10 protein-coding genes are annotated in these 14,031 nt (G+C 35.8%); all 10 read right to left on the reverse strand.

Translation table 11 applies throughout. The annotated features are described in order from the left end of the window. Positions 1-19 precede the first annotated feature (19 nt). Positions 20-1,855: a TnsD family transposase gene (locus M2M59_RS15345; protein WP_249775032.1), complete on the reverse strand. Its 1,836-nt coding sequence runs from the start codon at positions 1,853-1,855 to the stop codon at positions 20-22. A 13-nt stretch (positions 1,856-1,868) separates the two neighbouring features. Further along, complete coding sequence (locus tag M2M59_RS15350) at positions 1,869-3,500, reverse strand: ATP-binding protein (protein ID WP_249775033.1); 1,632 nt, start codon at positions 3,498-3,500, stop codon at positions 1,869-1,871. Beyond that, entirely contained in the window at positions 3,493-5,640 is a 2,148-nt protein-coding gene (locus M2M59_RS15355) for a Mu transposase C-terminal domain-containing protein (protein ID WP_249775034.1), read from the reverse strand. Before M2M59_RS15355 ends, M2M59_RS15350 begins: the two co-directional genes overlap by 8 nt. Further along, positions 5,621-6,457, reverse strand: coding sequence for a TnsA endonuclease N-terminal domain-containing protein (locus M2M59_RS15360; RefSeq protein ID WP_249775035.1), 837 nt, complete (start codon positions 6,455-6,457; stop codon positions 5,621-5,623). The genes M2M59_RS15355 and M2M59_RS15360 overlap by 20 nt, the downstream gene beginning before the upstream one ends. A gap of 210 nt (positions 6,458-6,667) precedes the next feature. Beyond that, on the reverse strand, positions 6,668-8,470 hold the full coding sequence (glmS, locus tag M2M59_RS15365; RefSeq protein WP_249776039.1) for a glutamine--fructose-6-phosphate transaminase (isomerizing): 1,803 nt from the start codon (positions 8,468-8,470) through the stop codon (positions 6,668-6,670). Between the two features lie 483 nt (positions 8,471-8,953). Further along, positions 8,954-9,472 carry a type 1 glutamine amidotransferase domain-containing protein gene (locus M2M59_RS15370; RefSeq protein ID WP_184117595.1) on the reverse strand — a complete coding sequence of 173 codons (519 nt, stop codon included), beginning with the start codon at positions 9,470-9,472 and terminating at the stop codon, positions 8,954-8,956. Between the two features lie 107 nt (positions 9,473-9,579). Further along, on the reverse strand, positions 9,580-10,932 hold the full coding sequence (gene glmM / locus M2M59_RS15375; protein WP_249775036.1) for a phosphoglucosamine mutase: 1,353 nt from the start codon (positions 10,930-10,932) through the stop codon (positions 9,580-9,582). Between the two features lie 77 nt (positions 10,933-11,009). After that, positions 11,010-12,329, reverse strand: coding sequence for a CdaR family protein (locus M2M59_RS15380; RefSeq protein ID WP_249775037.1), 1,320 nt, complete (start codon positions 12,327-12,329; stop codon positions 11,010-11,012). Continuing rightward, on the reverse strand, positions 12,329-13,171 hold the full coding sequence (cdaA, locus tag M2M59_RS15385; RefSeq protein WP_249775038.1) for a diadenylate cyclase CdaA: 843 nt from the start codon (positions 13,169-13,171) through the stop codon (positions 12,329-12,331). The genes M2M59_RS15380 and cdaA overlap by 1 nt, the downstream gene beginning before the upstream one ends. 231 nt (positions 13,172-13,402) lie before the next feature. Next, a complete protein-coding gene (locus M2M59_RS15390; protein ID WP_249775039.1) occupies positions 13,403-14,023 on the reverse strand; it encodes a zf-HC2 domain-containing protein in 621 nt (206 codons plus the stop codon). Positions 14,024-14,031: the final 8 nt, after the last annotated feature.

Here is a 14,031-nt window from a genome sequence, read left to right on the forward strand (position 1 = left end):
TCCTATTACAACAGAAACTTTATTGATGTTCATTTATATATTTATTAATATATTCCTTTAAATCTTGATAATAGCACTTTTTTATACCTGCTTTTCGACAAATTTTCGATACCGTCAATTCTTCCTTTTCCAATTGTTTAACTGCCCACTTAATACGTTTTTTCTGATATTCTTCAACCGATTCACTTATTGAGTTAATATAATGCATTGTTAATGGCAGCTTTGTTATTTTTTTTTCTAGAAGTGTGGTACGTTTGATTCGTTTTCCAATTAGACTTTTTGTAATTCTAACAGGTTTTTTACTTTTCATTAATTCTTGAACAGCTTTTTTGGCTTCATTTAAAAGTTCATAATCCCTCATACTCCAATCAACTCGTTCATCATGTACTTTCCTTCTCTGTATTACAGGAGAGTTATCATTAAGCCATTCTTTATCATTTCTATATAACACCATATACAGTGCAGGATTTACTTTTCTCAGCTCAGTTTTAGATAAGGAGGGGTATTTATTTCTCAGCAATAACCATTGTTCTCTGTTGTTGCTTGGTAAATAATCGTTCTTCTTATTTTGTCTTCCTTGATTTTTTATATATTTAATAACAGTATTAGTATCTACTTTAAGTAATTTAGCACACGCTCTATAACTTAACCTTTCCTCATACACTAAATAATGCAGCTTTTTCATCCATAGGTCTCCAAACTGTTTAATTCGACCGATTTTCTGCTTATCCTTTTGATCTATATCAGGACCTTTTCTTGAATATATAAATCCACAGGTACAATAAAAAGTAGCTATAGGTTTTTTAGTAGTTAAACATCTAGAGATTTTTAATTCAGTTATAACCGGCTTCTGATAATGATATGCTGCAGGATTTAAGCATAAATAAGGCCCTTCTCCAAACGGATTATCGTTCTTATTGAGACAATAACGCACTGTATCTACTGATTCCCCGAAGAAATTAATAAGTAATAAATGCCTTACCGGATGGAATGACTTTCTATGTTTTCTAGTAATGGATTTCAACCAGCATTTCCCTTCAACTCCACAAGGAATGGACTGCATTAATCTTAAATAGTCTTTCCCATAAAACAATATGAAATCTTCTCTCAACTTATCTTGATTTATTGTTTCATTCAAATTTTTATATCCTTTAAGGCCGAGTAAGTATCGATATATTTCAAATAACATCCCTTGATTAAATTTATAATCAGTTACGGTTATTTTGTAGCTTTCCATGGATATTTTGAGCAATAATTCAAAGCTCATTTTAGGAAAAGTTACTGGATTACTATCATTAATTGAAGTACAATTCATCAAACTTGGTTGGGCAAAAGATGATTTTCTCTGTCTATATGACATATTACTGTTTCTTAAAAACGTGGAATGTTCTATACACACAAAAACACTCGGTAATTGATGATATGTTCTCCAATACGTTTCTCCGTAGACTTCTATATCATTTTTCAAACATACAGGACAATAACGAAAATAAACATGTTCTTTTACATTTCCAGCTACTTGGCCAGTAATATGGTGTAAGCTGTGCTTTCCAGTGCTTTCAGTCATTCTTTCTAAAACATGTTTCTTCACCTTTAGATTAGTGAAATTTGTGTAGTAGTTATATAAAGTATGCTGATCTAGCCAATCAATAAGACGCTTATCTGAAAAGTGTTGAACTCTCTCTATTAACGCATTTAAATCCGTAGGTAAATCAGGAATAATATTTAATTTACCCTTACCAAATAAATCCCTGGTGGTATCTTTAATGTTTAAATTCCCCGAAAAATAGTGATACCTGCTAATAACACTATATAGCAACTCATTTTCATATATCCTCGGAAAAAATGCTAACATGCCTTATACTCCTTTATATATAAATAAAATCTTGAAGGGGATTTTTAATATAACCATTTTCATTTAAGGATTGATAAGCTGATTTTTTTTGTTTTTTCCCATTGTCTATAATTTTTTTTAACTCGTTTTTACCTGTTTTATTTTTCACATTTACCTTATTTTGTTTTTTGTTTTCAATGTAATCTATTGATGCAGCCATCAACTGCATTATTGTTAAATCAGAATTCTTTTTTAAGACAAATTTCGCAGCACTCTCTGCGTCTTTTTCGTTAATTTCAAGATTTATTAAGGATATAATGAGTTTTTCCAATTTTGAAAGCTCTTTTTCCATTCGACTTTTAGCGATTTTCTCTTTTTTAGCCTCAATTTGTGCCTTAATATCAATAACAGGTATGTGATTCTGTAAATATTCTTCAATATCCATAGGGATTATGTCTTCATATTTTGCAATTTCACTTTCAATCCCTGTTTTTAGAGCTTTAAGCATTGGTTGTAGTAGTTTTAGATCTTCTTTTGCCACTGATTTAATCATCGCTGGAGAAATTTTTTCAACCCCAGTTTCAATTGCTCTTGTTTGCGCAAGGAAAAATAATTTCACTGCAATATCTACAATTCCCTGGCTTTCTTCATAAATTGTATCCATCATTACCTTGTTTAATTCTGCATATTCTTTAGTCCATTGATATTCCCACATACTCGTAATTAAAACTTCCCAATCATCATCCTTTTTCATTTGTTGCCATATCATATCACCTTGTCCACTACTTCTTCTTGCTTGTCTAAAATCTTTTTGTAATAATACTTTTGCCTTCATAGTACCTATAAACATTACAGGTATCCCAATTTCGTTAACTAATGTCACAAAAAAGTTCATCATAACTTCTGATGCCCCACCTTTTGCTGATAACAGATGTTGTATCTCATCTATTATCAAGGCACCTAACGTATGTAATCGAGCAACTTGACCCATTCTTGTGACCATCGAGCTTATTGAATTAGAACGCCTGCCGTATTTCTCATAATAATTTGTTCCTAATAGAATATCTATTTGTTGAAAAAAATCCATACATAGCGTTTTTAACGAGCCGTCATATGGACAATTTAATTTGAGCCATACAATTTGAATTGTATTTAAGGGCTGTTGATGTAAAATCACTTGTGGGTATAATGATAAAATCCTTTCAATTGCTGAAGTCTTACCAATCCCCGAAAAACCCATCAATGTAAAACTTGATGCTGAAGCTCTAATATCTGGTGATAAACCTAAATATTCATTATTCAACAACTTAGTATGCAATTCATTAAGTGCTTGAACATGTTGCTTTTGAAAAGGATTTCTACTTACATAGCCGTACCTAATAAATCGTGAAAAACGTTGTTCTAAATCTAAAGTTTGTGCAATTGGTTGATAAAAGCGTGATAAACGTAGTAATGCATGATAGCGATGATGTATAGATAAATTCCTTTCACTTGGATGATACTCCGGCAAAAAGCTAAGTAGATCAAAAGCATCTTCCAAAGATAGAATTGGAGGTAATGCTTCTATAAGAGGATTTTCTTTATAATCAACGATTTCTTGTTTTCGATATTCAGCTAATAGTACCCTTTTTCCACTTTCTAACGTTACAATTCTTTGATCATTCATCTTTTTTTCCTCTTCTTTTATTAAATAATTCTTTAATAGAAGGTCTATTTGATTCAACACCATTTTTACCAGTACTTTCAAAATCTATAACATCTGTATCCTTGTTTTTTTCCCCAATACCTATTTGGAATGCTTCTTGCTCTCTTAGTAAAGATTTTTCTACTCGTCTATTTACCTTAATACGTTTCGTTTTTTGAGCCTTTTTTATATTCTTCGTCTGTGTTTGATTTGTGGCTCTAACTGATTCCTCAACAATTGACTCAATATTACTGAAAAAATTAATTTCCTCTTGAAGTAAATGATGTTCATTCTTTTTAAAATCTTGTACTTCTTTTTTTATTAATTGTTCAATCTCTTCGATTGCTTTATCCTGATATCTTTCTTGGTGATCAAGCAATGAACAAACTTCAAATAATGATTCATTATTAGTATGAAGGTAAATATTGTTTATGTGTCGAGGGTCAAATGAAATTTCGACTTTCCAAGTTCCATCTTTTCTGGCTAGAACAAACCATGACTCTTTTATTGCAGTTTCACAGCTGTACAACATTCCCTTGAATTTTATACCTTTAGCAGTTACAGTTGCTTTATCCCTAGGCATTAAATAAAACTTAACTATATCCGGATTTACTTTCCTCAATCTACCTGCTCTATTTCTAATCCCCCATTTCCAAAGTTCAATTGGAGTGGGTTTAACTTTTGCCTCGATCATATCTGTACTTCTAGAATAATTTCTCATATAGAAATTTCTATTATAATGTAAGACAAAATTAATTATGATTTTTGTATACTGTTCAAGAGTTAATTTGGCCCCAAGTCTATAATCTTCTGTACCACGTTCGCCAAAATCTGCTTGTATATATCCTGGTAAGAATGGTTTTATTTTTTCTTGTGAAGTATCAAATAGTTTCTCTACTATTCCTTTCCAGTCTGGTCGAAATGATGGATTGTTTTCAATTGATACATTTAAACCATTAATTAAGCTATTCACGTTGTATCCTTCTAATTCTCCTCTATCACCCACTATGATTTCAGGCAAATGTTCAGCTGGCCACCATTCATTAGAAATTTCAATTCCATATTTACTACAAAATTCTTTCTTATCCGCCGTTGCATTTGCAATTGCCATCATCATGCCAGCCCAGGAGGGACCTTCAAGACCGATATATAATCCCGTAATCATATGGGTAAATACATCTACAACAAAATATATAATGGGTCTACCGATTATCCAATCTGAATTATAACTAGAAATTAGATATACATTTCCAATTGTTGCATCAATTTGATAACGTGTACCTGGACCCATTGACTCGTAAGTAGACGAACCAAGAACGGCTCTGTAATCACGTTCGAATTTCTTTTTTCCCTCTCGATTAATAATTATTTGGTTAATATCAAATTCCTTCTTATACCAGTATTTAAATTGTGCTAACGTAGGGATACTATTCTGATCTAAAATTTTGATATACTTTTTCCCATCCTTGAAATGAATATCGCCTGCAAAATATTCTTTTATCATCATTTTATAAGCATGTATAAATGAATTTTTCTTATCTGAAAGATAATACTTTTTTATGGCCTTTCTAAAAACAGCCTTTATTTCTTCTGTAACATTTATCCCTTCAGTATCACTAAGTCTTGGTCGACCTCTTTTCTTATCACCGCCTTCCCTCAACTTCCCTTTGGCTCCCGAATTATTATAATTAGGGAGCAAACTATTAATTGTCATCCCTTCCTGCCAATATCTACGTAAATATTTATAAGCAGTGGCCTTTGTACATACATTCATACTAACTAATTTTTCTATCTGTTTCCCTCTCCATTCTCTTGTATATATTAATGGTTCTTCTTTTACTATATCTTTGATAATTGACCAAGCTTTATCCCTTATCGCAAGCCCTTTTATATTCATCTTATGTAATAATTGTTTTTCAGTATTTGGAGATTCTACCTTAATAAATGTCCCTAGAACTATACCTTCATATATTTCCTTCATTTTGAACATTTTTGGTACGCCTTTTGAATCTTCTATGTCAATGACATAAGAAAAATCGTATACTTCATCAATCCATAAAAGACGATATATTTTCTCATTCACTATATCCTTTATTAATTCATTAACCGCTAATGTAATCAAATTGTTTTCTCCAATCTTCACTAATAATTAGATCGCTTTTCTTTAAATTATTTATCTTAATTTGATGCTGCATATCTATACCAATTACTTTAACAGCTATAAAGTATTTAAAATAATTAAGCGCCATACCTGTTTCTAAATTATATTCATCATCAAATTCATTGCAAAATTGGATGATGCTTATGTTTATATCAGTAGCATTAATGAGTGATTTAAGAAAGGTTTTAGTTAAATCTACATCCTGGTCCAAATCCAACAAACGATATTTATGGACCCATTGAATGTTTTTTATTAAAGATTCTGGCAGTTCATTTTCTGTGATTATTCCCCAATCTACGCCCTTTGAATTCCAATACTCTCTCTCAATTTCAAATTTTTCAATTACCCTTTTATCCTCTAATTCACTGCTCGGTTTAACTGTGCGAGCGAGAAAGGATTTCTTATTATTTTTCAAGACAGTAATAAAAAAATCAGTTGTCATCACAATCTTCGTGTTTGTAGACTTATCAATAGAATGTGGTATGCCCTTTTCTTCTGAAATTTTATATGTCAACTCTATATCTAATGGGAATTGCTCTCTAATATCGTATACATCCCTTGACCATTCCAATAGATAAAAATAACCAAGTTCTAAATTGGATAAAAATTCGTGCTGTCGTTTAGTTTTCCATCCCATCAAACGAGTAACATTCCCACTTGAAGGAACATCCTGAATCTTCAACCAGGGGATATATTCTATTAGCTCACCTTGTCCTCTTCCTTCTTTCATATAACGAGCAATTTTTTCTTTGGTCCATCCATTTTTCCTTTTTGCCATCTATCTAACTCCTCACATAAAAAAATCGTATTTGATGGAATAATTCCATCAAATACGATTATAGACATAATTATTTTTTTACATACTATACTTTATTAAGTTTACAACTTTATTATTCGGTATACATCTTTATTATTCAGTTTACATCTTTATTATTCAGTTTACATCTTTATTATGCAATCACATATAACTCACTCACTAGGAATACAACTATTCCACTGTAACCGACTTAGCCAAATTTCTTGGTTTATCCACATCACAGCCACGTGCAAGAGATGCATAATAGCTGATCAATTGTAATGGAACAACTGATACAAGCGGTGTTAGAAGCGGGTGTACAGGTGGAAGGACGATTGTGTCGCCTGGTTCTTCCATGCCTTCCATCGAAATAATGCAAGCGTTGGCACCACGAGTGGTTACCTCTTTCACATTACCTCTTAGGTTAAGGCTTACTTCTTTTTGTGTAATAAGCGCAAATACAGGTGTACCATCTTCAATTAATGCGATTGTACCGTGTTTTAGCTCTCCTCCAGCAAACCCTTCCGCTTGGATATAAGAGATTTCTTTTAGTTTGAGCGCGCCCTCTAAGCTGACATAAAAGTCCATTGAGCGGCCGATAAAGAAAGCATTACGTGTTGTTTCTAAGAAATCTGCTGCTACATGTTCCATGTCTTCTTTATGGTCAACGATTGTTTGAATGTTGTTTGCTGCAATGCCAAGCTCTGCTTTTAAATCAAAGTCCAGTGCTTTGCCTTTCGCTTGTGCTTCTACATAGGCAACGATTGCAAGTACGGCTACTTGTGCAACATATGCTTTAGTAGAGGCTACGGCAATTTCAGGGCCTGCATGCAGTAACAATGTGTAATCCGCTTCACGTGATAAAGTAGAGCCAGGTACATTCGTAATAGTTAAAATTGGATGGCCTAATTCCTTAATTTTCACAAGCACTTGACGGCTATCTGCTGTTTCGCCTGATTGTGAGATGAAAATAAAGAATGGCTTTTCTGATAGTAACGGCATATTATAGCCGAATTCACTTGAGATATGCACTTCGACAGGGATGCCTGCCATTTTCTCAAAGTATTGTTTGCCAACAAGGCCTGCATGATAGCTAGTACCTGCTGCAATGATATAAAGTCGATCTGCAACATGTAAAGCATTGGCGATGTCAGAAGGAATCACTAGGTTGCCTTCTTCATCTTCATAGTTTTGAACAATTTTGCGAACTACGCCAGGTTGTTCATCGATTTCTTTTAGCATGTAGTGTGGATATGTGCCTTTTTCGATATCGCTCATATCTAGCTCTGCAGTGTAAGGTGCACGTTCTACTACTGTGCCATCCAGTTTTTTGATTACGATAGAGTCTTTGCGAACAATGACAACTTCTTCATCATGCAATTCGATAAATTGATCTGTTACTTGTAGCATTGCCATCGCATCAGATGCTACTACATTAAACCCTTCGCCTACACCTACTAAAAGCGGGCTTTTGTTTTTAGCTACATAAATCGTGTCACATTCTTCTGCATCCAATAAAGCAAGGGCATACGAACCGTGTACAAGTGTTAACGTATGGCGGAATGCTTCTTCTGTTGCCATGCCGTCCTCTACAAATTTCTCAACCAATTGGACAAGCACTTCTGTATCTGTATCAGATTTTAACTGAACTCCGTTTAGGTATTCATCTTGCAAGTGATGATAGTTTTCTAATACACCATTATGCACTAATGTAAAACGGCCTGACGCACTTTGGTGAGGATGAGCGTTCAGCTGATTTGGCACACCATGTGTTGCCCAGCGTGTATGACCAATGCCCACAGTAGCGGCTGCTCTTTCATCGACAATACTGCGTAAATCAGCGATACGGCCTTTTTCTTTAAATACTGCAACTCCATCTTCTGTGCATAGGCCAATCCCTGCAGAATCATAACCTCTATATTCTAGTTTTTCTAATCCTTTTAATAGAATTTCTTTCGCATCAAGTAAACCATTATATCCAACAATACCACACATAACTATATTTCCTCCGAACTTTGCCAAATTAGCCGCGTGTAAATAAGCTTCCCCTATTACAGGCGAAGTCATTCATATGCAGCTGCTAATTTGCCTTCTTGCTTCCCTGTCTACTCAATCACTTGAGTCCTTTAAAAGCAAGATAACGATCGGGCATTGCGATCGGGAGGCATCCGCCGAAAACTTCGATACTCCTCCACCTCGTCTACTGAAGATTCACGATTTCTTCAGTACTGGCGCTATAACTGTTTTTCCGATTTTTGCTTGCACACAATCCTCCTTAGCATGCGCTGATCTTAACTTAAAAAGAATCAGCATGTTCATCATACTTGAAAAGCCTTTTTTTAGTCAATTATAAAATGCAAGTTTGATGATATAACTATCATATGTCACTATTACCCTTTAGTTGCTTACTATAAACGTAATGGAAAAAGCTAATCGAAAGAAGGCTCTTTCGATTAGCTTCTATTGTATCAGTCTAGGCTATTTTAATAAATTGACAATCTCACGGTTGAATGCAGGAATATCATCAGGTGTACGACTTGTTACCAGTTGATTTTCGCATACCACCACTTCTTTATCTTGGAAATTGACACCGGCATTTTCCATATCGACTTGAATAGATTTATAGCCAGTTGCGTGACGACCATCTAGTGTTTTGGCAGTGATTAATAATTGCGGTCCGTGGCAAATCGCAAATACTGGTTTTTTTGCATCCATGAAAGCTTTTGCGAAATTCACGAAACGTTCGTCTGCACGCAATTGGTCAGGTGAAAAACCACCAGGAATCAATAATGCGTCAAAGTCGTCTACTTTTACATCATCGATTGATTTGTCGACTTGAATTTTAGTGCCATGTTTTCCTTCAACTTCGCCTCCTGCTGTTTTTTCAACTGTTACGACTTCATGACCTGCATCACGAAGGGCTTTAACAGGTTCTGTGTATTCTACATCTTCTACTAGGTTTGTTACTACTGTTGCTACTTTAGCCAATGATAACATCTCCTTTTCATAGATAGGGCCGTTATTGGCCTCTACTTGTACTTTTCCACAATCGCCAAATTTTAAACAAAAAAAGGAACTCTTATATGAGTTCCTTTTTTGCTTTATTATTCTTTTAATCCCATTTCCTCGCTGACAACAGCAGCAATTTGGGTGCAGTATGCTTCACATTTTTCACTTGTCGGTGCTTCCACCATGACACGCACTAATGGCTCTGTACCAGATGGGCGTACTAAGACACGACCTTCGCCGTTCATTTCTTGTTCAACTTCAGCAATAGTTGCTGCTACTTTAGCATTATCTGTCACAGCATGCTTATCTGTTACACGTACATTGATCAACTTTTGAGGATAAATAGTCATTTCTGCTGCTAATTCAGACAGCTTTTTGCCTGTGACTTTCATGGTATTGACAAGCTGTAAACCAGTAAGCATGCCATCACCTGTTGTATTGTAGTCTAAGAATACAATATGGCCAGATTGCTCCCCACCGACATTGTAATTTCCTTCGCGCATTGCTTCTACAACATAGCGGTCTCCCACTTTAGTTTGAACACTATGCATACCGTGTTCTTCTAATCCTTTATAAAAGCCCATATTACTCATCACTGTAGATACAACTGTTTCATGCTTCAGTTTTCCCTCTTCATGCATATGTTTGGCACAGATATACATGATTTGGTCGCCGTCAACGATATTTCCATTTTCGTCTACAGCAATCAATCGGTCTCCGTCACCATCGAAGGCAAGACCGATATCTGCCCCTTTATCTACAACCAACTGTGCTAGTTTCTCAGGATGTGTAGAACCTACTCCATCATTAATATTTAAGCCGTTTGGTGATGACCCCATTGTAGAAAGGTCAGCTTCCAAGTCAGCAAACAGATGAGTTGCAAGTGAAGATGTCGCACCATGCGCGCAGTCTAACACAATATGAATATTTGTAAATTCTTCATATACAGTTTGTTTTAAATACTGGATGTACTTTTGACCGCCCTCGAAGTAGTCGCTGACAGTGCCAAGTGCTCCACCAGTTGGACGTGGCAAATCATCATGTTCTTGGTCAAGTAACGCTTCGATCTCTGCTTCTTCCGCATCAGATAGCTTAAAGCCGTCGGGACCAAAGAATTTAATGCCGTTATCCTCTACCGGATTGTGAGATGCAGAAATCATAACGCCTGCTTGCGCACTCATCGCACGAGTTAAATAAGCGACTCCTGGTGTGCTAATGACGCCTAAACGCATTACTTCTGCTCCTACTGATAAGAGACCAGCTACAAGTGCACCTTCTAACATTTCCCCGGAAATACGCGTATCTCGTCCAATTAGAACTTTAGGGCGTTCTCTTGTTTCCTTTGTCAAAACATAGCCGCCGAAGCGCCCTAATTTAAATGCTAATTCTGGTGTTAGTTCACTATTGGCGACTCCGCGTACGCCATCTGTACCGAAATATTTACCCATTGTGTATTCTCTCCTTCAAAACTCTAAATGCAATTTTATGAACTAGAAGAAACCCCTGCTTTTATGGAGTTTCACTTTTATGAAATTTGGCTAATTTTTAGTTTCATTGTATTTGGATTTGCCTTCCATGTAGTTCCTTTTGGGCTTTCACCCATAATCTCCAGATTGTTTATACCCTCTTTTACATCTTTTGCATCCACATATAACCGAATATCTGATTTGGCTATATTGGCAAGTCGTTGCTTTTCACCAGTCACAAGAACAGATACAAAATGGTTGGCATTGCCTTCTATTTCATACTGGTCAGTGTCTAAATTTTCTATGCTAACGGCTATATCGTTTAACGTAACAGTAGAGGTAGAAACGGGTGCTTCTGTTACTTTTGTTTCTTCATTGTCTGCATTTTTGTCTTCTTTTTCTTTCTCTTGATTTTGATCTGAACCAGAAGATGAAGATGTGTCATCTACTATTACATGTACACGTAATTGATTGAATGATAACTTTGTCACACCATTGGGCTTATCCAAGTTTACGGATATATCGCCGGATTTTTTAAGTTTAGTAACATCAACATCGACAGGAAGAGATTGAATCTTCTCCAAGTCATTTTTAGAACCGAATAATGTAATCATCGTTTCTTCTGCTTTAATCGATTTTACTTTCTTACCCTTTGGCGATCCTTTTATATTAAGTGATAGAGGAACTTCTTTGCTGTATTCACCAATATCAACTTTAACTGATACTGTAGCCGGACTGATCGAGACATCTAATTTATTCATATCGCGATCCAATACTTTAACAGGTGCCTCTTTTGTGAAAGACTCATTAATGTTACCGTCACTAGATAACATGGCTTTAATATAGGCGATGTTATCAATAACACTTTTGGCACCAGTGACAGTCACTTCACTTGGATTCGCCGTCATCGTTTTAATGAAATAATTCGGCGATAGTCTGCTTTCATTAAAGTCAGGGTCAATTTTGAATGTCTTTGTTACCTTTTCCTCTATTGATACATTGATGGTAGACGGCTCAATTTGTACATTCAGCTTATCTGAGAAGCCTTTGGATTTAAATTTAACCTTGTGCTCTCCAATTGTCTCTTTGCTGAGATCTAAATAAACATGATAGTTCCTAATAGCTTTTGTACGGATGACAAATGCTAAAGGACCTTCAATCGAAACGTCTACCGTCTTTGGTATGTCTGAAACAATTAAATTTTCACTATCGTAAAGAACTTCTACTGGCACATCCTTAATTACTTCCGTTTGATGATCAGATGTAGGTGTTGTATTGTTGTCTGTGCTCGTCTCTGATTTAACGGTAAAAAATATCAAAAGTGATAACAGGAGCGCCATAATACGAAGAAACCATGGACTCTCAAAAAGTTTATCCATTATTTCTTACCCCCCCATAAGCCCCATTTAGAAGCACCTACTGAATTAGTAGCTCCTCCGAACCAAGCATTTCTCAGGCGGACCTCAAACTCTTCAATTGATAAGTCACGGTGCAAGTCCCCGTTGATCGTCAAACTGATAGCTCCTGTTTCCTCAGAGACGACCACAGTAATTGCATCTGTCACTTCACTAATGCCTATCGCAGCACGATGACGCGTTCCCAATTCCTTCGAAATAAAAGGACTTTCAGAAAGCGGTAGATAACAAGCAGCGGCTGCAACTTTATTTTTTTGTACAATAACTGCTCCATCATGAAGCGGTGTATTCGGGATAAAGATATTTATGATTAATTCTGAAGAAATCTCAGAATACATCGGTATCCCTGTCTCGATATACTCATTCAGACCTGTTTCTCTCTCAATGGAGATAAGGGCGCCAATTCTTCGTTTAGCCATATAGCTTACTGATTTGGACATAGCAGTAACTAGCCGAGTTTGTTCTTCTTCCTCCTGCATATTACTTCTAGCAAACAACTTGCCTCGCCCCAATTGCTCGAGTGCTCGACGCAATTCAGGTTGGAAGATAATAATAATGGCTAAAAATCCAAATTCAATTACCTGTTTTGTCATCCAGCCGAGTGTAGTCAATCCAAAATAAACTGTAATAATCCGAATGATAATTATGACGAATATGCCTTTTAAAAGCTGAACGGCCTTTGTACCCCGGATTAATATAAGAATATTATAGATAACCAACCAGACCAACAGAATGTCGATGACGTTTAAAACCATTCTTACCCATTGATTGTTTGTAAACTGTGTAAATTCATTAATAAAAGACATGTGGATCCCCCACTTTTCTAGCGAGTACGTTTATATCAAGTATAGCATAACTGCTCTATTTTCTGCCCGGATGAAGTGGCCTTACAAGCAATGACATTCTTTTAGCCCCATTGCCATTTGGGCCTTTACGAACAGTATTCAGGTTATTAAAGTTTAATGTAAGTCTCTTGTAGCTTCATAATACGGGATAAAACAGAAAAGCCTACTGTGATAGCAGACTTAATCATTAGTTTATTCATTATTATCTATAATAGACCATGCTTTTTTAGCACTGTTTTTTATCTTATACCATAGCCACTCAAACATTTCATCGATTTCCTCGATTTGCCCTGTCACGTTGGCAGAGGACGCCATATACTTTCCGTTGATCACGGTTATATCACCATCAACTGCACCCTTCACAAGAATATCTCCATTTTTGACAAGAAGATCGCCTTTTATCGTTTCACCTTCAGGCACAATGACCGTTTGCCCCTCAACCTGCAAGTTTGGCTGTTTTGTATATGAAAACTGTTGATCATTTTTATAGCCCGACAGAAAGGATGCGCTCATAAAAATGCAAAATAAAGCGGCAGCAATAGCAATTGGATGTCTGCGGATAAAACGTTGAAATCCGTATTTCATTTTTCTCCTAGGTAGCCGCTGCATAACCTGATTTACAAAACGGGGAGGAGTGGCGATAGCGATGGCGCCTTTCACAAATGCGATTGTATCTTCCAACTCTTGCATATGCTTTCGGCAATCTGAGCAATTGTACAAATGTTTTTGAAGCTCTTGCTCATGCTCACTGGCAATATCCCCATCTAGATATTCATGCATATATTGCACAATCTCTTTAGGGCATGTATTCATTGTGAAAC

The organism is Rummeliibacillus sp. G93, assembly GCF_023515935.1.
In the GTDB taxonomy this organism is placed as follows: domain Bacteria; phylum Bacillota; class Bacilli; order Bacillales_A; family Planococcaceae; genus Rummeliibacillus; species Rummeliibacillus stabekisii.